The organism is Streptomyces sp. NPDC005706 (assembly GCF_040631045.1).
GTDB lineage: Bacteria > Actinomycetota > Actinomycetes > Streptomycetales > Streptomycetaceae > Streptomyces.
On sequence record NZ_JBEXYS010000055.1, the window covers coordinates 1 to 20,138 of the forward strand.

Below are 20,138 nucleotides of genomic sequence, written 5' to 3' on the forward strand. Positions count from 1 at the left end.
GTCTGCCTGTGGAGACGGTGTAAGACCTCAACGGGAGTCCTCCCGCACGGGGCGGTCGTCGGTGAAGCAGGAACCCCAGCGGGCGACCGCTGGAACCCCCCGCCTTTAGGCGGGGGAGGAAGTCAACGGTGACCAAGGCGGAGAGTGGGGGTTCGTCGTCCGCCGTGGTGCGGTCCGCCTGGACGAGAGCTTCCACTTGGTCCTCGGGGTGGAGGTCGCGCAGACTCTCACCCACCTCGGTGCGCAGCGTCGCCCAGGGAAGGGTGGATCCGGCTCGGGCGTGTGACTCAAGGACAAGGCGCATCCGGTCTCCGAGGCGCTCGAGGGCGTCCAGGGTGAGGCGTCCTGAGCGTCTGGCCAATTCGTCTCGCCAACGGCCCAGTTCGGTGATCTCGTCGGATGTGAGGTAGCGGTCGAGCTTGTCTGCTTCCGCTTCGGCATCGTCGACCAGGTGACGCAGTGCGGCCAGTGGCAGCGTCTCGCCTTCATCCCTGAGTCTTTGCAGCAGAAGGCCCAGTTGATGGCCCGAGACGGTGCGTTCTTTCGTCCACCTCGACAACACGTCGTACTCGGCTGCTGCTTCGCTCCGGACTGCGGCTACGACGGTGGGGTTGTCCCGGAGCATGGTGAGATATCGCGCCGTCTGTCGAACCGCGCCCCAGTTGCCCGCCTCCCTCGCGTCGCGGCTTTGGTCCAGTAGAGCGTCCAAGGCCGCCCTGGCCTCCTTCTCGGCCCCGGACAACTTCACTGACGGCTGCTTCTGCTGTGCTGTTGGCGGCTTCTGGGGTGGTGCCGGTGGCTGTGTCGGAGGCTCGGGTGTCGACGAAGCCGCAGGAGCGGATGGGGAGGCGGGGTTAGGCGGGGAGTCAGGGGTGGGTGAGGCGGCCGGTGACGGAGCGGCCCGGTCGGCGACGGCTCTTGAGGCCGTAGGAGGTGGAAGGACGGCCGCAACCATGGCCGTCACGGAGCCGGGAGGACGAAGGCCAGGCCACAACTCCTTCGCGGCGCCTTCCAGTCGGGCGATGTTCTGGGCCCTGATGACGCAGGTGGCAGCCTGCTCGCCGCAAGCGCCAGCAACGCCCGGGGCTGGCCGGGGCGCTCTTGGCCATGGACTTCCTGGAAGCAGGCGATGTCCGCGCGCAATCGGTTGATCTGCGGCTTCATCAGCCTGATGCGCTCAGCCAGCGACGGATGCGCAGTCGGTGCCGTCTCGTCGAAGTTCTCCAGGTTGAACGTGGCAATTCGGATCTGCGGCATAGATACTCCCGTGACTCACCTCGGTCTGGATGCGGAGAGTAGTGAATCCAGTCACGCGTCGTAACAGAAGCGGCTCGGCGTTTCGCTGGCTGAGGTCGTCGGGAACGCCCGAAAGGACGCCCCTTGAGCCGTGCGACCTGTTCACGAAGCCGGGCCTCGGCGTCGGTGGGCTGCCGCGCTCTCGCGTTTCCTCCTCCTTTCGAAGAAGAGGAGGATCCTGGCCGTCTTGTCGCGCTCCGCGACGACCCGTGCGTCGCCCTGGCAGCAGCCGCGTCACCGGAGGTGGCCAACGCAGGAGTCGCCCAGGACGAGTATCTCCACTGTGTGGTGGCCAGCAGGTGTCGATCTTTTCCGAGATCGTGTGCCGGATGCCCCGCCACCGCAGGTACTCGCGGCGGGGGCCGTTGCTGTAGCCCTTGTCGGCCGCGACACCGCCGGGCTTCTTGCGGGGCCTGCCCGGCCCGCATAGGGGACGCGACCGGCCACGGAGCCCGTGTCGAGCTGCGTGGCCGGAATGCGCGTTCACAGGTCACAGCTGCGGCTGTGGCATCCGTTGCCAGCTGAAGGGGCCGTACGTGGTGTCGGTGACGGGGTGGTTGGCGTTGGGGTCTGCGGCCAGTTTGAGCCACTCCAGCGGCGTGGTGCTGCCGTGGACGACGATGCGGTGGAAGTTCGGAACGTTGTAGTACGGGTGCTCATTCCACGCGTTGTTGCCCGGGTCGTGGGCGCACACGCCGGCGCCGGTGGCCGGGTCCGTCTCACCGGTGCACGGCGCCGTGGGGGACAGCGGGTTGTCCGAGCGGTACAGGTGCGAGTCGCCGTTGAGCATCAGCACCGGACGGCTGAACTCGGCGGTCTTCGCTGCTGTTTCGCTGATGATCGGCTCGTAGTTGGTCACGTGGTCCTTGGTCTTGCCGTCGAGATCCCACATGTCGGCCTGCGCCGAGATGACCACCGCCTTGGCGTGGCGGCCCTGGGCATCGGCGAAGGCGGCATCGAGCCATCGGACATCGGCGGCGGTCCGGTTGGTCCGTTCGTCGGTCTGCGCCTGAGTCGTGGTCGGCACCTTGTACCAGGGGTCGGCGTCATTGTTCGAGCCGCCGGGCACGTTGATGGTCACGAAGACGATGTCGTTCTGTGCCCACATCACGTTCTCGGCATACTGGGCGTCGCCCGGGTGGCTCGGGTCGTAGGCGGTGGCCTGCGAGACCACGTTCAGTGCGCCGCTGCCCAGGGTGTGGCCGGGCCGCGCGAAGAAGTCCTGGCGGACCTTCGCGAGGTTGTCGAGTGGGTTGCCGCAGCGGTAGCTGACGCAGTCCGCGGGGTTGGTGGACACACCGCTCGTGCCGATGTAGTTGATCGACCCGGTGGCCGGGTCATAGAAGCCACCGCCCTGGCCGGGTGAGGTGAGGCTCGACGCCTTGTGGCAGTCGGCCCACTCATTGTCGCCCGGCGTGTAGACGAGCGGTTTGTTGAAGCTCTGCCACGCGGACGCGATCGAGGCGTCGTAGCCCTCGGTGCAGAACTCCTTGCCCGAGTGGATGTCGCCCACCTGGATGACGTCGCTGACCGTGGGATCGCTGTTGATCGTGCCGATGAACGCCGGGGTCTTCTGGAACTGCGAGGTGTCGGCGGTCTGGCCCGCGGGCGCGTACGCCGACCTGCCGTACGGCGAGTCTCCGAACACGGCGAGCGTGAGGGGGTTGCCGGCCGCCGATGCGGTGGCGGTGGGCAGAACGGAAGTGGCAAGGCCGACGGTGACGAGCGTGATGAGCCCGCGCTTGCGCATGCGTCCCAACGTGCGTCCTCTCTAAGGTCCGGTCGAGGGGGGCGCTTAAGTGGAGTAGGTCACAGCGAGCGCGGTATGGCATCTAGTGCGGCTTGGAGATGACGGCCAGTCGAACTTCCAGCGGTTCAACGCCCAGCAGACGCGCCAGCGGTGATCGAGGGGACGGGGCCTGGTGCGGTTCGCGGCCCTGCCCGGCTACACCCTCACCCCCGCCAAGCCCGGCTCCGGCCGACGACGCACAGGCACGGCCCGCAGACCGGAGACCTCCGGTGTCATGCCGTTTCAGGACTTCACAGCGGAGGCGCCTCCTCCCTCGCCACCCGGACCGCGCCCGGCCAGCCCGCTCCCGTCCCGCCTGAACCTGCCCCGACGGCCCGCCCGCACGAGCCGCAGACAGCCGTGGCGGCCGGACCTCCAGCGCAGTCTCGGCGAGCGGCAGATGAGTGGGCCAGGGCACGGACGGCGGCCGGTAGACAGCGTGTTCCTCCAGTCCTTCACCCGGGCCGGCCTCGCGGCCGCACGGGACCTGATCGGCGCCGAGATCCTCGACCTGGCCACCCGGCACGAGCTGCCGAACTTCGCCGTGCTCGGCCGGCTCATCCGCCTGCAATCCGCCTCCGCTCTCGGCGACCTCGACGCCGCGACCGCACACGCCGAGGCCGCCGAGCAGCTCGCCATCAGCACCGAGGCCTCTCTCGTCCCCGTACTCACCGCCTGGGCCTCGCGCGCCGCCTGTCCGGCGCGCCGCGGTAATGTGCTCGGCGATGTTCCGCGTGGTCACCCGGGCGATGCGCCGGTCTGCCCCACAGCTCGGGGACCTCCCGGCGCAGACCCCGCTCCACCTCGGTGACCGGCTCGTCCGTGTCGGCGCTCAGCTCGTGCGCGGCCCGGGCCGCCAGGCTGTCCGTGGGTGACCCGGGCAGCGGCGGGGTCAGGCGGCAGCGGGCAGGGCCCGCAGCGCCTCCCCGATGAGGGCGATGCCCTCCTCGATCTCGTGGGCGACGCCCGCCGCGTAGCCGAGGACCAGGCCGGGCGGGCCGGGGGTGAGGCGGTGCCAGGACAGGGGGTGGGCCTTCACACCCCGAGCGAACGCGGCCGCGGCGAAGTCGGTGTCGCGGACGCGGCTGCCGGGCCCGTCGGCGAAGGTGACCATGAGGTGCAGTCCGGCGGCCGCCCCGTGGACGCGGGCGCCGGGCAGGTGTGCCTCGACGGCCCGCACCATCACGTCCCGGTGCCTGCGGTGGCGGCGCCGGACGTGGCGCAGGTGCCGTTCGAGCTCGCCCGAGTCCATGAGCCGGGCCAGGACCAGTTGGGTGAGGATGCCGTTGCCGAGGTCGGCGTACCGCTTGGCGGTGACCAGGGCGTCGCGCAGGCGCGGCGGAACCAGGAGCCAGCCGACCCGCAGTGCGGGGGCGAGCAGCTTGGAGACGCTGCCCGCGTAGCAGACCCCGTTGGGCAGGAGCGAGCGCAGTGCCGGTACGGGGGGCCGGTCGTAGCGGTGCTCAGCGTCGTAGTCGTCCTCGATCACGACGCCGCCCTCGGCCGCCCAGCGCAGCAGCTCGCGCCGGCGTTCCCCGTCCAGGACCACGCCGGTGGGGAACTGCAAGGGCCTCGGCGGCCGGCTCGGGAACTTCTACACGAAGGCGCGGGTCGCCGACGACGACGCCTTCTACATCGAAGCACCCGGGGGCTGGAGGGGTGCACCATCGGCGAGGTGTGTGAGGTCCGCCCGTAACTGACGCGGCGGAGCGAGAAGGGGCCGACGAGGATGTCCGACTCGTCGGCCCCTTCTGCCCGTCCGCGCCTCTTGTGATGCGCCGGCCCTGGCTGCTCTGTGTCCAATGATCTCGTGATGGGTGCCGTGGGTGCGGGCCCGTCGTTGCGGCACCCAGGCCATAAGGCGGCGTCCATTTCCTCGAGCGAGGAGAAGGCCCGGCCGGCCAGGACGTGGTCGCGGATGATGAGGACCTGCTGTTCGACGCGGCCTTTTCCGGTGGGGCGGTAGGCGGCCAGGACGTCGATGTCGAAGTCGTAGTGGCCGGCGAAGACGACCGCCTCCGGGTGCAGCGGGACTGCCTCGCCCGGGGCGACATGCCGGCGGACGACGGTCTTGGTGCGGTCGTAGACGATCGTCATCGGCACACCGCCGAAGTGGGCGAAGGCCCGGCGGTGGCAGTCGAAGAAGGTCTGCAGGTCCTGGCTGGTGGTGAAGCAGCAGAACGGGCCGCGGGAGTACGACAGCGTCATGTGGAAGGAGTAGAGCTTCTCGATGCCCATATGGGCGAGGATCTTGCCTTCGTCGCCCCAGTCGACCTGGGCCTGAGCACCGGGGACGACCTCGAAGCGACGGTGCATGCCCGCCAGTTCCTTCGGGGCGATGCCGAGTTCCTCGGCGACTCGCGGCCGTGCTTCTTGCACGTAGAGCTTCACGCGCTGGTAGTTGCCGGTGAAGCCGTAGTCCTTGACCAGCCGTTCGTGGATGACGGTGGCCCTCATCAGGATCTCGGACCGCAACATCGCATCGATCAGCGGAGCGACCTCATCGACGATCCGCCCGCGATGCTGCACGTTCGACGACCGGCGCGGTGGCGCAGCCGGACCCTTGGCCGAGAGGTACTTGCGGACCGTCTTGCGGTCCAGGCCCGTCTCCCTGGCGATCTCCGACAGGCTCATCGCCCCGGACTCCAGCAGCCCCCGAAAGCGCCGCAGTTCCAACCAGCGATGCGGGTCCAAGACCATCGTCAGCCGCCTTCTGCCGCCCCGACCTGATCAACAGCAGCGTGCCTGGCAACGAGCCTGAGCGCGTCAGAAACCGGCCCCGTTCATCCGTACGCGGCTGGGGACGTGCATGTGTACGCCGACAACTTCTCGTCCACCGACAGCACCATCGCGCCCTCGGGCGCATCGAAGTACAGCCGACGACGTCGTAGACCTTCTCCACGAACAGCGGGTCCGTCGACAGCTTGAAGGTGTCCGTCAGATGCGGCTAGCTGGAACTCCCGCCAGAATCGGCCGACGGGTGGACTTCGACCAGCCGCTGTGCTCCGCCATCGACTCCCGCGACCAGTGAGTGGCGTTCCTTCGGGATCTTCTCCAGCGTCGTGGCCACGACCGCTTCCGTCTGATCAACGCTGATAGCGGGCGGCTGGCCCGGCCGGGGCTCGTCGAGGAGCTCATCCAGCCACTCAGCGGCCACCAGCAGATCGCGGGCAACCGCCACCATCGGCGGGATCTCCAACCCTGCGCACGCCAGCACGATCCGCACGCGCAGGGCCAGCGCCTGGGCCGACGACGCCCGCCGCGTCCACCGCTCGCACACCGCCCACTCATCACCGGACAGCAGCAGTGGTTCCAGCTTCGGGCCCGGACGAGGAACTAACGCACCACCAGCAGAAGTCACGCAATCACTGACGAGCAACTACTGGCGCAGGACGCTAGCGCACGATCTCCCAGTCGAGAGCGCCGTCAAGGACTCTCGGCACGTAGACAACCGTGCCCACCGTGACCGGTCGGGCCGTCTCCAGCGCTTCGACCAGGGAGGTGAACATGGCGGTCACGCTGGGCCACACCACGGCGCTCGGGTCCACGGCGTCCGGTTCGATCCTGCGGACAGCCCCGTACGTCGCCCCTCGTCGGTGGTCGACGATCAAGTCGTGTCCGGATTCCGTCGAGGACGCGAACGGGACCCACCGGATGTGGCAGGTGGTGGGAGCCGGTACGAGTCCCAGGTCCTCGGTCGAGTAGACAGTCGTTCCGTCACCGACGATGTCGAGTTCGTGCCCGTCCTCGACTGTGAACCAGTGGATCTCGCCATCGTCCTCCTCGTCGAGGCTCCACGCGACCTTTCGTTCCATGTCGCGCTGGCCGGCGTCCATCTCCTTGGCGGCGTTTGGGGCATAGCCGCCCGGCAGAAGAAAACCGGCACGGGAGGGGCCTGTCGTGGCTGCGGCTCCGTCGTGTCGTTTCAGCCAGGTGACGACGTCGGGGTGCAGATCGATCAGGTACTCGCCGATCTTGCTGATATCACCTTGCGCGGCAGGAGGGTTCAATGCGGCGTAGTCGGTTGGCGCGTTCTCTTCGAGCCAGGCGTCGAGTCGTTCCAGAACTCGGGTGAGGTGGTCATCGGTCATGTCGACGAGCCTATTCCCAGCCTGTCGCCCGAACTGTGGTCCCCAGCACATCAGCCAGAGGAGCAACACGCGGTCGAGCATCTGGACTTACAAGGGCTAACACACCGGGCCCAATCGCGGGGCAGGCGGCAGCAGGCCAGGCCCGCGCAATGCGACGGTCACGACGGCAGGGCAGGCGGGAGACGACCGTCTTCTGCCGCCGGGACGGTCGACGGCTACTGGTCGGGATGGACGGCTTGGACGCCGGTGCCTGCGTACGCCTTGGGGGTCAAGGTGAGCAGGAACCGTCCGCTGGGGTGAGCGGGGGAGGGGCGGGCGGCATGGATGGCGTGGACGGCGGCCCAAGAGTGCCCGAAGCGCAGCAGTTCGGTGGCGGTAACCGCGGCGTCGGTGTCGAACGCCTCGATCCGGATAAACCGCAGGCCTTTGATGTAGCCGAGCAGGCCGGGCCGTTCGGCGTCACCGGCCGTCAGTGACAGCACCGGCGCGGACAGGTCACCGAGTCCGCCGGAGGCCTGGACGTAGAACGCGGCCACCGCCTCGTTGAACGGATCCTTCGGGTCGTACAACGCCCCCGCGGTCGTGTGGTCCAGGACGACCGCGATGCCCGCCACTACGCGGCTGCCTGCGGGCTGCGCGAGGCGCCGCCCAAGCGCTCCAGCAGCGCCCTGGCCTTCGCCTCGGCTTCGGGGCTCGGCGCGGTGCCGAGGGCGGAGGCGAGCTCGGCGTGGGCCAGCTCGGCCCGCTCGGCGTACTCGGCCTGCGTCGGGGTGCCTTGCGCGAGGCTCTCCACCAGGCTGCGAATGGTGGTGCCGTGCTCGGCCGGGTGCTTCGTCTTTGGGCTCGACAACCCCCGGAAGGGGGGGCGCGCCCAGCATGAATACCATCACCACCCTCAACGGGGCGACCGCGACCATCACGGTGCGCGGTGACATCGACTTCGACACCCTGCCCCCGCTTCGCGCGGCGGCTGAGGCGCTCCCCGCACACGTGACTGATCTGCTGTGGGACTTGACTCACACGTTCTTCATGGACGTCGCCGGCCTGCACCTACTCTTCGCCCCCACCCCGCCCGGCCGCCCGGACCGCCGCATCACCGTCACGGGCCTGCGCCCGCAGCCGCTACGGCTGCTGCGCCTGGCCGCGGAGACGAACCCGGCCACCTTCCCTCTCGACCGCCTGTTCTGCGGGTCCAGGTAAACCGAGCGGCAGCGGGGAGTGGTGCCGCCGGGCCCCACCGGCCCAGACGTGCGTACTGCGGGCCCTCTTCGTGGGACCCGACCACGACCTGGTCGTCATCCTCGAGAGTGCTGGTATCGCCACCGCGGTGAACGCCCACCACTTCACCGGAGGTCCCTGCGCCGAGCTCGTCCTCATCGGCGCGGCGGCCGCCCAGGGCGCCTACGAACTGGAGACGATCGTCGCCGTGGGCGACCGCGACCGCGGAGTCGTGCCCCCGTGCGGCCGGTGCCGTCAGGTCCTTCTGGACTACTTCCCGGGCCTCGGGGTCGTCGTCGGCGGGAGCGACGGCGTCCGCACCGTCCCCGTCGCCGACCTGCTGCCCGAGAGCTATGTCTGGGCCGACCACCAGCTCGACGCCGGACCGACCGAACCACTGGGCGTGGGCTGACACCGCCGGCCGGCGACGGGGGCGAGCGCCCGCCCGATCCTGCGCACGCAACCGGCGGGGCGGCGGCGGGAGCGGCGAGCCGGCCCGGCCCGAGGTTCTGAGATGCAGCGCCGCCACCGCCGTGGGCCTGCGGGTCAGTGGGACAAGCTCAGGGCCTGACCGGCGCGTTCGCGGACGGCGCCGATCTCGTCCAGTTCCCGGTCGCGGTGGCCGGGGTCGAAAGCGAGGGCCGTTACGGGTCCTTGCCTCCGGGCGGTGTCGGAGCAAGGATGCGGACCGACGCCGTGGGAGCCGACCGGCGAGGACGACGGGCCGGGGAGTCGGCGCCGTGTCACAGGGGGTGGCGCCGCAGCAGGCGGTGGAGGAGGCCGTAGGCGCGCTGCTCGGCCTCCGCGAGCTCGGCGGGGTCGATCCCCACCGAGCGCAGCTCCCCCGCCGCGGCGTCGTCGGCCGCCCGCAGCTCCACCACCGCGGCGGCCAGCCGCGCCTGTACCTCCGGGTGCGGTTCGGTGGGGCCGGCCAGTGCTCGCTCGGCGTGTTCCGATGCCTGCGCGCACGCCGCCAGGGCGCGGCGGACCCGCTCCGTCGCCCGGCCGTGGACCACCAGCAGTGCGCACGCCAGGGCGATGGCGATGCCCACGGCCCCGCCCAGCATGCGGTCGTAGACGAGCGTTCCGGTGGACGTGGGGGACGTCAGGTTGCTGAGCAGGAGCGCCAGCGGGGTGATGAAGACGACGCCCAGGCCGTAGTTGCGCGCCACGACGTATTCCAGGAGGAACTCGAGGAGCACGATGAGGAACACCGCGGCGGTCGGCACCGGATGCGTGGCCAGGATCGCGGCCGAGACGAGCAGCCCGGTCACGGTGCCCAGCGTGCGCTGGACGGCACGCTGGACGCTGGTGCGGATGTTGACCGAGTGCAGCACGGCGGCCGCGGAGACAGCGGCCCAGTACCCGTGTCCGAAGCTGAGGAAGACGGCCGCCGCGCCGGCCACGCCCGTGCCGAGCGTCATGCGCAGGGCGGGCACGACGTGGACGGCGAGACGGTGTCGGCCGGCCGACGGGGTGCCCACCGCCAGCTCGGCGGCACGGCAGGTGGTGGCGTCGGTTTCCGCCGGTGACCGGCCGCTGTCCGGCGCGGCCACCGCACGCTCGAACGCACGGGCAGCGCCCTGTGCGCCGCCCGGCGGCGCGGCCGTGGCGGCGGCTTCGGGACAAGGCGGGACGGCTACGGGCAGCGGCAAGGGAGGACGGCGTCCCCGGGCCGTGAGGGCGCGGGCCAGCCGGCGCAGCTGCCGCGCCGTCGCGGCGTCGGGCGACCGCCGGTGGACGGAGGTGATCAGCAGGGTCCAGGCCCAGTCGGTCAGCCGCACCTCGATCCCCGGCGTCCCGGCGTTGCGCCGCGCCGGCGTCGACGGTGCCAGGCCGAGGGACCGGTAGGCGCGGAGGATGCCGGCGGTCGCCCGGTGCCGCGCCGGACCGGCGCCGTCCGCGCCCCCGTCCGTTTCGAGGAGACCGGCGAGGTCGCGCAGGGCCCCGGCCACCGCCAGGCGCTGCGGACGGTCGGGATGCACCGGCCAGCCCGCCAGGGCCAGGGCCCAGGCGACGACGGCGCCCGTCGCGGCCAGCGCCGTGTGGGGCAGGACGTCGCCGAGGTCCACGTCCGAACCGTTGGCCGCGACGGCGAAGGACAGGAGCAGCAGCACCGCGCCCAGTCCGCCCAGGCCGGTCGCGTCGCAGGCGAACTTCGCGAGTCCGGCCACCACCGCCATCGCGACGATCACGGTCATGGCACCGGCGGTACTCGTCTGCGCGTCGGTCAGCGCGGCGAGGGCGGAGCCGCCGCCGACGCAGGCCGTCATCGCGAGCGCGACGACGGCGAGCACCCGCGCCCGGCGGGGGTAGGGGAGGTTGCGGCCGAAGGTCGTGGTGAAGGCGCCCAGCATGGGGAAGACGGCCAGGGCGGGACGCCCCGACAGCACCAGCGGCAGGACCGGCAGGGTCATGGCCAACGCCGCGCGCAGGGCGAAGAGGAGGGCTCCGTCCACTCGGCGGAGCGAGAGCGCACCCCGCGGGGACAGCACGTGCGGCAGCCGTTCCACTCGGCCGCGCAGGCGGGCCCGGGCCGGCGACGGACGGGGGAACGTGCGGCGGGACATGACCTTGGGGGGTGGGCGGGGCGGTGGGGGTGCCGTCCATGCACGAACGCGTGGTTCGCGGAAGCAACCCCAGCATGGTACTCCGCGTCCGCCGCCGGCCGGGGATCCGCTGAGGCCGGCCCGGACCCCTGCCCTCGGCCCACGCCGGCGCCGGCGCCGGGGGCAGGGGCAGGGGCCCGGACCGGCGGAATCCCGCCGCTCGGAAGCGGCCGGACCCGGGTCGCGGCGGGTGCCGGTTCAGTTCAGCGAGGGCGGCCCCGCCTCGGCGGCCGTGCCCCACGAGGAGGGCTCGGCGCCGGCGAACGCGAGCGAGCGGGTGTTCCGCAGGTCGTCCGTCGTCAGGTACGTCCGTGCGTAGGCGGAGCCGTCGACGCGGGCGGACTGGATGCAGCGGCGTGCGTCCGAGGTGCCGGGCGCCGCCACCGTCAGCGAGCCGCGCGGGTAGTAGCGGCGGTCGAGGGTGAGGTCGACGCGGTCGAAGACGGGCGTGGACAGGCCCCAGGTGTCGTAGCCGGGCTGCACCGGGAAGATGCCGATCGACGACAGCACGTTCCAGGCGGACATGGTGCCCAGGTCGTCGTTGCCCGTCATGCCGGTCGGCGTGTCCGTGAACAGGGTGAGGGCGGCGTGCACCACGTCGGTGGTCTTCCAGGGCTGACCGGTCGAGAGGTAGGTGTACGGGGCGATGAGGTCGGGCCCGTTCTGCGGGTTGTACTTGTCGGCGTTGTAGTAGTCGTACGGGCCGTTCACCCAGACCTCGCGGGCGGTCTTCGCGGGGTCCTTCACCAGCTGGTCGTAGGCGAAGAAGGAGTCGAGCCGGTCGTTGGCCGCTCGCTCGCCGCCGATCAGCCCGATCATGCCGGGCAGGTCCTGCGGCACGAGCCACTGGTACTGCCAGGCGGTGCCCTCGTGGAATCCTTCGCTCTGGGCCGGGCCGGCCGGTTATCTCGACCTCGGTGGACACCGTCCGGTGCAGCGACTGGCCCGCGTCGAGCATGACGTTGGCCTTGTCGGTGGCGGGGAAGGTGTAGCGCTGCACCCCGGTGCGCGCGGTCGCGGTGAGCTCGGCTCGGATGCCGGTCTTCAGCGTGACCGCGTACGAGCCGGGGCTCGCCTTCTCGGTGTCGTGGCTGAACTCCGCCTGGTACTTGGCGTTGTCGGTCTCGGTGACGCCGAACTGAGCGTGCACTTCACGGACGCCCTGGACGCCGGTCCCGCCCGGGGCTGGGCGCTTGTGCGGATGCGCACCGAGCACGGCGCGAGCAGCCGGCCGTCGGTGGACCCTGTTCCCGATGGCCGGGCTGCTCGCCCTCGCCCGCCGGGCACGCGCCGTACCGACGGGCTGCGAGCCCCGCGGGAGAGCTGACACCGCCACGTGCGAGCACCTCCCCACGGCAGGGCGGACTGCGAACGTGATCGGCGCGGGTTCCACCCCCCGCGTCCCGTGCCACGAACCCGCCAAGCCTGCGGGGCCGGCACCACCCCTCGCCGCCTTGCCGGGCACGCCCCACGAAACCCCCTTGCGAGGGGGCGCCTCTCCGCCTTGCGACCGCTCCCCCCGCGGCCTGAACGGCGTGGGAGAACCCCCGGCACCGGACACCGCGCACCAATGCAACGAGAATTGGCGGACAGCACCTAGGCTCCCGGGATGACGGCCGGTATGTTGCGCCCCTGCCCGCCGCGAGGCGGGCACGGTGAACGGCTCATCATGGGGGTAGCGTGCGCGACTTCAGCCTTCCGGCACTGGTGGAGACCCTGTCGGCGGGAGGCCTTGCGGACTCGGTGTACGAGGTGGCGGAACGCGATCCGAAACTGGAGCAGTTGGCGCGGCGCGACCCCCTGGACGAGCAGAGGTGGTGTGCGGTCACCGCGGCCGAGTTCCGCGACGAGGTCCTGGCGCTGGCCAAGGGGCTGCTGGCCGGCGGGATCCAGTTCGGTCACCGCGTCGCCGTGATGTCCCGCACCCGTTACGAGTGGACGCTCTTCAGCTACGCGTTGTGGTCCCTCGGCGCCCAGGTGGTCCCCGTCTACCCCACCTCCTCGGCGGACCAGGTCCGCTGGATCCTGTCGGACGCGCAGGTGGTGGCCGTCGTGGTGGAACACGAGGACCATGCCATGACCGTGGGGGCGGTCTGCGACCAGCTGCCGCTGCTGAGGGCGATATGGCAACTGGACGCCAACTGCGTCCAGTGGCTGGCGGACGCGGGCTGGGGCATCCCCGACGACGTGGTGCACCAGCACCGCAGGGCAGTGCAGCCGGGCTCGGTCGCCACCATCGCCTACACCTCCGGCACCACCGGCCCCCACCCCAAGGGCTGCCTGATCACCCACGCCGGTCTCGCGGCCGAATGCGACACCCTGAACGCGGGCTGGCGGGAGGTCCTCGCCGAGCCCGGTGAGCAGCCGGCCGTTCTGGCCTTCCTGCCCCTCTCCCACATCTACGGTCTGATGGTGCAGGTCGTCTGCATGCGCGGCGGCGTCCGGCTGGGGCATCAGCCGGACCTGTCCCCCGCCGCGCTGCTGCCCGCCCTGGCGTCGTTCCGGCCGACGTACGTCTTCGCCGTGCCGTACATCTTCGAGAAGATCTTCTATTCGGCCAGGCGTTCGGCCGAAGCAGCCGGCCGGGAGGCGCTCTTCGACCGGGCCGTGGACGTCGCGGTGCGCTACGCCGAGGAAGTGGAGCGCCGGGACAGGGGCGAGGGCTCGGGGCCCGGACCGCTGCTGAAGGCCTCGCACGCCGTCTTCGACCGTCTGGTGTACGGGCGGCTGCGGGCCGTCCTCGGCGGCCGGGTCCGGTACGCCACCTCCGGCGGGTCGAGTCTCGACCGGGAACTCGGCCTGTTCTTCGCCGGAGCCGGGGTCACCATCCACGACGGATACGGGCTCACCGAGACGACCGCCGCCGTCACCAGCCAGCCACCGGGCCGGCCCCGCTTCGGGACCGTCGGCAGACCCCTGCCCGGCTGCTCCGTCCACGTGGCACGGGACGGGGAGATCTGGGTCCGCGGGGACGTCGTCTTCTCCGGCTACCTCGGCGATCCGGCGGCCACCGGGTCGGTGCTGCGCGACGGGTGGTTCGCGACGGGCGACGTGGGCCGGCTGGACGACGACGGCTTCCTGGTCATCACCGGACGCAAGAAGGACATCCTCATCACCAGTGGCGGCAAGAGCGTCAATCCCCGGGTGCTCGAGGAGCGGCTGCTGAGACATCCCCTGATCTCCCAGTGCCTCGTCGTGGGCGACAACCGTCCCTTCATCGCGGCGCTGATCACCCTGGATCCCGAGGCATCCCAGCACTGGTGCCGGCTTCGCGCACAGCAGCACGCCCGGCCCGGGGAGGCGCCGATCAACGAGGAACTGCGTGGCGAGATCCAGCGGGCCGTGACGATGGCGAACGCGGCGGTCTCCCAGGCGGAGGCGATCCGCGCGTTCCGGATCATCCCGAACGAGTTCAGCACGGCCAACGGCCTCATGACGCCGTCGCTGAAGCTGCGTCGCGCCGCGATCGTGCAGGCGTACGCGGCCGACATCGAAGCGCTGTACGGCTCCTGAGGACCCCTCACCGGCGGTCGGACGGGCGCTCCCGAGCCCTACAGTCGCTCTGAGCGCCTCCCTCGCGGCCGATCACCTCCTCCGGTGCCAAATTCCCCCGCCGGGTCGTGTGATCGGCCGCCAGAGGCCCGCACAAGCGATCTTGAAAGAAGGTCTCCGATGGGTCTGGTCTCCGACGGCCTGGACCGCGCCACGCAGAGGGCGTTCACTCGCCCGATCCCAAAGTCCGCAGGCGCACAGATGCGTTATCTGGTCAAGCAGCTCAAGGGCACCCGCGCCGTAGCTCAGCTGCTGGGCATTTCCCAGCGGACTGTGGAGCGTTACGTCAAAGACCAGATCCGCCGGCCCGCCCGGACCTCGCCGGGCGCCTGGCGGACGCCGTCCGCGCCCGCTGGCAGCCCCGCGTCCGCGAGCAGGCCCGCCGGCAGGCCGCCACCACCACGGGCATCATCATCGACACCCGCGCCCGGTTCGGGTTCACCGCCGCACCCGGCACCACCGACGACGCTCGCCTCCGCCACCTCACCCTCGCCCTGGGAAAACCGCCCCTGCTCCCGGGCCGCTTTCCCGGCGGCCGTCAGCCCGCCTGGGAAGCCGCCGCCGCCTGGATGACCGCCCTGCCCGTGAACCGGCTGACCGTGCCGCGCGCCCACCGCCTCACCACCCGCCGCGCGATGCACCTCCTGCAGCTACAGGTCCTCACCGGTATCCACCTGACCCTGGTCTGCCACCGCCCCCACCTTCCCGCCGCTCTGCACCAGGCCCTGCAGACGGCCGACTACTCCGTCATCACCGACTTCCAGGCCGCCCGCCGCCACTACTACGGCACACCTATCACCCAACCCCCGCCCGCAGACGAGCCCGCCGGGCTGGCCAGTCGGTGGCTCACCATGCCCGCACATGGACCGCCTCGTCTCCTACGACAGTCCCCGCCCCTGCGCCGTCCCGTGCACGCCGCCCCCGATCGCCTGGCGGCACCGCCCACCGCCCGCTCCTCTCACCCCGTACACCGCGGGGCGCGTCGCTCACCGGCTGCACGCGGCGACCGCACATCCCCGCCTGGCCGCAGCCGTCGCCGCCGCGCTGTTCACCGGTGCCTCCCTTTCAGCAACTCGCCACCGCCCGCCCCCGCGACTACGACGACGCCGCGGCCACACTCGCCCTGCACGACCGCGCCCGCTACACCGACGGCTGCGCCGCCTACCCCGTACTGCCCTGGGCCGGTGTCTTCCTGCGGACCGCAACCTGCTTTACCCCGCTCGTCTCCGGTGAGGACCAGGAGCTACTCGCCGCGCCAGGTGACCGTGCGTACCTGCTGCACGTTGCGGAGACGGCCAGACTCCGCCCGCCACAGCCACCCGCGGCCCGCCGCCAAGGCCCGGTCGGCAGTGCAGCCGGTGCCCCGGGCGTGGACCCGGGGCACCGGGGCCGCTGCGGCAGCCGCTTTCCCTGTGCCGCAGCGACGCCTTTCCTGCTGCGGGACCATAGTGGCCCGGGCACGTCACCGCACCGTAAGAAGGGCCGCCGGCGAACAGTTCCCGGGCGACCTCTCCTGGCAGGGGCCTGTGTGATCCACCGCACCCGCGGATCGTCCGAGGACCCTGCCGGAGCCGCGAACCCGAATCGCGCCCTGGTATGGAAGACGAAGCCTTCCGCCTCGGCCTGGGCGCGCAGGCGGGCCCGTACCCGGGGCTGCCACCGCGCCAGGACCGCCTCCTCGATCGCCTCCACCTGCAGGGGACCCGGCAGGCGACGCGCTCCGGGCTTCTTCGTCACCCACCGCTGCACGGTGCGCTGCGACACTCCCAGCACGGCGGCGACCCTCCGGGTGGAGCTCCGGTGCGCCTTCAGCAGAAACCGCAGGCGGTTCTCGGTGCTTGAGGGAGACGGGGCGGGTGCGCAACGCGCGCTTCAGCCCCTGCTCGATCTGTTCCATCTCTGCCTCTCCAATGGGCAGCTGACAGCGCCGGCACCCCGCAGTCCGTAGCGTCAGTTGTCCCATGCCGCTCGCCCCTGCCCTGCTGGATCCGGCGTCTTTGGGACAGCACCGGTCGACATCGGCTACGAGAGCCTCCAGGCGTGGGCGCGGAAGTCCGCTGCAGGCCTGCTCGCTCGGGCTGGAAGACCTAGCGTCGGCTACCAGCCTGGCCGCGATCTGTCGGTGTGGGGTCGCTAGGGAGAGAGCCGAACCGGAGGGAGCTGCACACTCTAAGAATTCGTACGCCTTTCGTACGCCAAATGAACGCAAAATGTACGCTTCATGGCGCAGGCGCTGCGCCCGGCGGTCGAGCCTGTTCGCCGTCAGGTCCAGCGCATGCCGATGGTGGCCAGTTGCTCGACCCGCTCCGGTGACAGGGTCGCGGCTCGGGAGCGCTGATTGCTGACCCATGCCCCTAGCCGCAGGTGGTGTTCCTGCGTCTCCGCCTTCTCGCCGTCGTGGCCGCCGTCCGAGCCGCTGCCGGTGGTGATGGTCTCGGTGTGGCTTCTCGGGACGCGTAGGTGGCCTTCGCGTTGGTAGTACTGGGTGGCGGCGGCGTAGTTGAGGGCCCATTTGTCGGTTTGGCTGCGTCGTGGCTTGGGTTTCTCGTCCTCGGTGGCGGGTTCGATCCCGAGGATGTGTTCGCACAGCCACTGCTGCGCGCCGGTGAGCTTGTCGAAGCCGAGCTGCTGCGCCCGTACCCATCGGCCGAGGTCTTCGCCTTGGCGTACGACCGTGCCGGGCTGGGTGGGGAGGGTGCCGCCGGTGTCGAGGTGTTGTCGGGTGAGGTGGAAGCAGCGTTGCCAGTCGATGGGCCAGGCGGGGCACCAGGCGGGGTCGATGTCGTCGAGCTGCTCGCGCCGCTCCTGCGACAGGGCACCGGCCGCGGACTGAACGGGCAGCCCCTCGGCCCGCCGCTGCTCCTCCACCACCGCTCGCCGGGCGGCTGCCCGCGCGTTCTTCAGATATAGCCCTACGCGGTATCCGGCGTGTGTGGCGTCGGCCGGCGCCGCGAGGTGCCCGTGTTCCTGTGCCCATTCGCGGGCTGCGGCGAGTCCTTCGTCCCAGGCGACGTCGTAGTGCGACCAGACCATGCCGAGCTTCTCCAGCTGCGCCACGCGCTCAGGAGCCATGGTGCCGCGGGTGTAGGCCCTTCGGGCGTCGGCGGTCCATTGTCCGAGCGGGAAGGCGGCGAGTGAGGCGGGCCACCTCTCGGCCTCCGCGGCTTGGTCGCCGCTGGCGGGGACGCGGTAGGTGAAGGGCACGCGGAGGTCGCCGTGGCGCTGGTGGTAGAGGGTGGCGGCTTCGATGCCGCGCCGCCAGTGGGCGTGTTCGGGGTTGAGGACGCGGAGGTTGATGAACGCGGCCAGCTGTGCGGGATCGCGGGGAGTGGAGAACTTCAGCAGCTCCCGGGCCGGCACCGACAGCCTGCCCTGCTCGTCGGCGTCCGAGCCCTCCCCGGCCTCGTCGCTCTCTTCTCCGGAACGGGTCTGTACGCCTCTGACACGGCTTCGTGCCTGTGGCTCGGCGAGTGCTTCCACGACGCGGGCGTCGTGTGCCCGGAGCGCTTCCAAGAGCCTTGCCAACCCGGCGAACGCCCGTGAGGTGAGCATGCTGTCCACCGTCTCGCCGGGCCCGAGCAGGACCGGCACCACGAGTGAGGCGATCTTGCCCTCGCCCGGCCGCACCCGCAGGGCGCGGCCGACGGCTTGGACGAGGTCGGGCATGGAGCCGCGGACGTCCGCGAAGTACACAGAGTCACAGCGGGATGTATCGATGCCTTCGCCGAGCACCCGGACGGACCCGAGGAACGTCTTCTCCACGACGGTGCCGTCAGCGGCGACTCCCTGGGAGAACTCGTGCAGGACTCGGCGTCGGTGGTGGGGCTTGTGCTCGCCGCACAGCCAGTCCGCCCACACGTCGCGCGGGTACAGCTCGGGATCGGCGGCGTGCAGCCGGCCGGCCACGCGGGGGAGACCGGCCGCGAACGCTTCGGCCTCCTTCACCTGGTGGTGAAAGACCAGCGTCCGCCCAAAGCCCTCCTCGGCCGAGGCCTTCACCAACGCCGTCTGCAGAGCAGCGAGCCGCGCCCCCCGCACCTCGTCCGAGCGGCCCTCCACACCCAGCAGCTGCGCCGCCTGGAGCTGGCTGTCGGTGATGTCCAGGCACACCACCTGGTACGGCGCGCAGATCCCGCGGTCGATCGCCTCGGACAACGTCAGCGTGTAACACCGGCTGCCGAAGGGGGAGTCGGGGGAGTCTTCCATGCTCGCGACCAGCTCACCTGGTGCGCCCGCTGCGGTCTCGGCGTCCTCGTCGAGTTGCCACAACCGTGAGGTGGCGGTCATGTAGAGCCGGCGCAGCGCGGGGATGCGGGTGTTGTCGTGGACGACCGCCCACGGCCTGCCGATCCGGCCCGAAACCCGGTGCGCCTCGTCCACGACGATCAGGTCCCAGCCCGGAAGACCGGCCCGGTGGGCGCGTTCCAGCGTGCCGAGCCCGAGGGAGGCGTACGTGGCGAACACGGTGACCTTGTCGAACGGCCGCACCCAGGAGACCAGCTCACCCACGTCCGTGGTGTTCGGGAAGGACACCTCCTCCCCGCGCAGGGAGGAGACACCGATCATCGGCCCGGTGCGCCCTGCCTCGCGCCATGCGGCTTCAGTCTGGGCGAGGAGGTCCAGGGAGGGCACGAGGACCAGGACACGGCCCGCACGGAGCTCCTCAGCACTCCGGGTAGCCACCAGGGTCTTGCCCGATCCGGTGGCCATGATCACCTGGGTCCGCAGGCCCCGCTCGGGCACAGCCGATCTTGCAGGCAATTCGAGTGCCCGGAGTACTGCATCCACGGCTTCCCGCTGATGCGGACGGAGTTCCTTCGCAGCCACTACGGTCCCATCCCTCCTGCAAGCCGGACGACAGTCCTCACCCCGCAACACGGGCAACTAGCCTTGGCTGCCAAGGGACTTGGACAGCAGCCCATCCGTACAGCACAGGTCCACGTCCTCGACCTGGAGCCAAAATGACCGCCCTCCAGCAGGCCACACACTCACAGAGGCACGGCCACTCAATTCCAGACTCTATCCTAACCACAAAATGAAGCAGACGAGCCGAAGAATCAGCACCCAAGCTACGGGTACTCCGCCTCCATCGCCGCCCACCCGACCAGGAGAGCCATGACCCACAACACCGACAACACTCGAGGCAACCGGTTCTGCAAGGCCTGCGGCACGCCCGCCGAAGACGGGAAGCTGTGCAACCACTGCGGTGCGGTCCTCGACCTCCCCGACCAGGCCGGACTGATCGAGGATCAGGGAGCCGCGATCCGGCGCGACTTCGAAGGCCACACTGAACAGCAGCACAAGTGATCCCAGCAGGCCGCGCGGCAGCTCGGCCTGCCCACGCACCGCACTCCCACCTGATGTGCGACCAACGGGGGAGGCTGACAGCGTGGCACCCGGCCCCACGGCAGGAGCCCACCCCTTACTGCCGCCAGCCAGGGCCGCGCGAAGCGTGGCCCGATGCCTCGCACGCAGTGCGAGGCACGCGGTTCGCAGCGCAGCGGAGAACCGCCCCAAACCCCGTGCGGAGCACGGGGCCGGCCACGTAGTGGCCCGCTCCTGGAGCGCAGCGCAAGGAGCGCC

Annotated in this window: 13 protein-coding genes and 8 pseudogenes; 6 read left to right on the top strand and 15 right to left on the bottom strand. The window is 70.9% G+C overall.

Annotated elements, in window-relative coordinates:
• From ABZ478_RS38455 to ABZ478_RS38470, 4 genes and pseudogenes are all read right to left on the bottom strand, one after another.
• On the bottom strand, positions 1 to 748 hold a 748-nt coding region (locus ABZ478_RS38455), incomplete at its 3' end, for a hypothetical protein (RefSeq protein WP_359557406.1).
• A gap of 212 nt (positions 749 to 960) precedes the next feature.
• On the bottom strand, positions 961 to 1,257 hold the full coding sequence (locus tag ABZ478_RS38460; RefSeq protein ID WP_359557407.1) for a hypothetical protein: 297 nt from the start codon (positions 1,255 to 1,257) through the stop codon (positions 961 to 963).
• A 340-nt stretch (positions 1,258 to 1,597) separates the two neighbouring features.
• Positions 1,598 to 1,714, bottom strand: a pseudogene (locus ABZ478_RS38465) (IS5/IS1182 family transposase); the annotation flags it as partial.
• A gap of 72 nt (positions 1,715 to 1,786) precedes the next feature.
• Entirely contained in the window at positions 1,787 to 3,046 is a 1,260-nt protein-coding gene (locus ABZ478_RS38470) for a hypothetical protein (RefSeq protein WP_359557392.1), read from the bottom strand.
• A gap of 469 nt (positions 3,047 to 3,515) precedes the next feature.
• Here ABZ478_RS38470 and ABZ478_RS38475 point away from each other — a divergent pair.
• Positions 3,516 to 3,758: pseudogene (locus ABZ478_RS38475) on the top strand (SARP family transcriptional regulator); the annotation flags it as partial.
• A 219-nt stretch (positions 3,759 to 3,977) separates the two neighbouring features.
• Here the strand turns inward: ABZ478_RS38475 and ABZ478_RS38480 are convergent.
• The 6 genes and pseudogenes from ABZ478_RS38480 to ABZ478_RS38505 all read right to left on the bottom strand — a co-directional run.
• Positions 3,978 to 4,649: pseudogene (locus ABZ478_RS38480) on the bottom strand (PLP-dependent aminotransferase family protein); the annotation flags it as partial.
• A 219-nt stretch (positions 4,650 to 4,868) separates the two neighbouring features.
• Positions 4,869 to 5,785: pseudogene (gene istA, locus ABZ478_RS38485) on the bottom strand (IS21 family transposase); the annotation flags it as partial.
• A gap of 247 nt (positions 5,786 to 6,032) precedes the next feature.
• A complete protein-coding gene (locus ABZ478_RS38490) occupies positions 6,033 to 6,446 on the bottom strand; it encodes a hypothetical protein (RefSeq protein WP_359557393.1) in 414 nt (137 codons plus the stop codon).
• Between the two features lie 34 nt (positions 6,447 to 6,480).
• Positions 6,481 to 7,176: a hypothetical protein gene (locus ABZ478_RS38495; RefSeq protein WP_359557395.1), complete on the bottom strand. Its 696-nt coding sequence runs from the start codon at positions 7,174 to 7,176 to the stop codon at positions 6,481 to 6,483.
• 215 nt (positions 7,177 to 7,391) lie between these two features.
• Entirely contained in the window at positions 7,392 to 7,790 is a 399-nt protein-coding gene (locus tag ABZ478_RS38500) for a hypothetical protein (protein ID WP_359557396.1), read from the bottom strand.
• A complete protein-coding gene (locus ABZ478_RS38505) occupies positions 7,790 to 8,026 on the bottom strand; it encodes a hypothetical protein (protein ID WP_359557397.1) in 237 nt (78 codons plus the stop codon). Before ABZ478_RS38505 ends, ABZ478_RS38500 begins: the two co-directional genes overlap by 1 nt.
• A gap of 26 nt (positions 8,027 to 8,052) precedes the next feature.
• On the opposite strand from ABZ478_RS38505, the gene ABZ478_RS38510 reads away from it, so the two are divergent.
• Together ABZ478_RS38510 and ABZ478_RS38515 are read left to right on the top strand one after the other, a co-directional pair.
• On the top strand, positions 8,053 to 8,376 hold the full coding sequence (locus ABZ478_RS38510) for an STAS domain-containing protein (RefSeq protein WP_359557398.1): 324 nt from the start codon (positions 8,053 to 8,055) through the stop codon (positions 8,374 to 8,376).
• A gap of 70 nt (positions 8,377 to 8,446) precedes the next feature.
• Positions 8,447 to 8,806, top strand: a complete 360-nt coding sequence (locus tag ABZ478_RS38515; RefSeq protein WP_359557399.1) for a cytidine deaminase — start codon at positions 8,447 to 8,449, stop codon at positions 8,804 to 8,806.
• A gap of 331 nt (positions 8,807 to 9,137) precedes the next feature.
• Here ABZ478_RS38515 and ABZ478_RS38520 read toward each other — a convergent pair whose 3' ends face one another.
• The 3 genes and pseudogenes from ABZ478_RS38520 to ABZ478_RS38530 form a co-directional block, all read right to left on the bottom strand.
• On the bottom strand, positions 9,138 to 10,964 hold the full coding sequence (locus ABZ478_RS38520) for an FUSC family protein (RefSeq protein WP_359557400.1): 1,827 nt from the start codon (positions 10,962 to 10,964) through the stop codon (positions 9,138 to 9,140).
• Between the two features lie 237 nt (positions 10,965 to 11,201).
• Positions 11,202 to 11,906: pseudogene (locus ABZ478_RS38525) on the bottom strand (glycoside hydrolase domain-containing protein); the annotation flags it as partial.
• Between the two features lie 58 nt (positions 11,907 to 11,964).
• A pseudogene (locus ABZ478_RS38530) lies at positions 11,965 to 12,657 on the bottom strand (hypothetical protein); the annotation flags it as partial.
• 26 nt (positions 12,658 to 12,683) lie between these two features.
• Between ABZ478_RS38530 and ABZ478_RS38535 the strand changes: the two are divergent.
• Both ABZ478_RS38535 and ABZ478_RS38540 read left to right on the top strand, forming a co-directional pair.
• On the top strand, positions 12,684 to 14,516 hold the full coding sequence (locus ABZ478_RS38535; RefSeq protein WP_359557401.1) for an AMP-dependent synthetase/ligase: 1,833 nt from the start codon (positions 12,684 to 12,686) through the stop codon (positions 14,514 to 14,516).
• Positions 14,517 to 14,675: 159 nt separating this feature from the next.
• Positions 14,676 to 15,064: pseudogene (locus tag ABZ478_RS38540) on the top strand (XRE family transcriptional regulator); the annotation flags it as partial.
• 652 nt (positions 15,065 to 15,716) lie between these two features.
• Here the strand turns inward: ABZ478_RS38540 and ABZ478_RS38545 are convergent.
• Positions 15,717 to 16,382: pseudogene (locus ABZ478_RS38545) on the bottom strand (helix-turn-helix domain-containing protein); the annotation flags it as partial.
• Between the two features lie 435 nt (positions 16,383 to 16,817).
• Complete coding sequence (locus ABZ478_RS38550) at positions 16,818 to 19,382, bottom strand: Helicase associated domain protein (protein ID WP_359557402.1); 2,565 nt, start codon at positions 19,380 to 19,382, stop codon at positions 16,818 to 16,820.
• A 288-nt stretch (positions 19,383 to 19,670) separates the two neighbouring features.
• On the opposite strand from ABZ478_RS38550, the gene ABZ478_RS38555 reads away from it, so the two are divergent.
• A complete protein-coding gene (locus ABZ478_RS38555) occupies positions 19,671 to 19,862 on the top strand; it encodes a zinc ribbon domain-containing protein (protein WP_359557404.1) in 192 nt (63 codons plus the stop codon).
• Positions 19,863 to 20,138: the final 276 nt, after the last annotated feature.

Excerpts from the sequence above, each read along its gene's own strand:
- ABZ478_RS38460 (WP_359557407.1), bottom strand. The coding sequence starts at position 1,257 with ATGCCGCAGATCCGAATTGCCACGTTCAACCTGGAGAACTTCGACGAG.
- ABZ478_RS38495 (WP_359557395.1), bottom strand. The coding sequence starts at position 7,176 with ATGACCGATGACCACCTCACCCGAGTTCTGGAACGACTCGACGCCTGG.
- ABZ478_RS38470 (WP_359557392.1), bottom strand. The coding sequence starts at position 3,046 with ATGCGCAAGCGCGGGCTCATCACGCTCGTCACCGTCGGCCTTGCCACT.
- ABZ478_RS38555 (WP_359557404.1), top strand. The coding sequence starts at position 19,671 with ATGACCCACAACACCGACAACACTCGAGGCAACCGGTTCTGCAAGGCC.
- ABZ478_RS38510 (WP_359557398.1), top strand. The coding sequence starts at position 8,053 with ATGAATACCATCACCACCCTCAACGGGGCGACCGCGACCATCACGGTG.
- ABZ478_RS38520 (WP_359557400.1), bottom strand. The coding sequence starts at position 10,964 with ATGTCCCGCCGCACGTTCCCCCGTCCGTCGCCGGCCCGGGCCCGCCTG.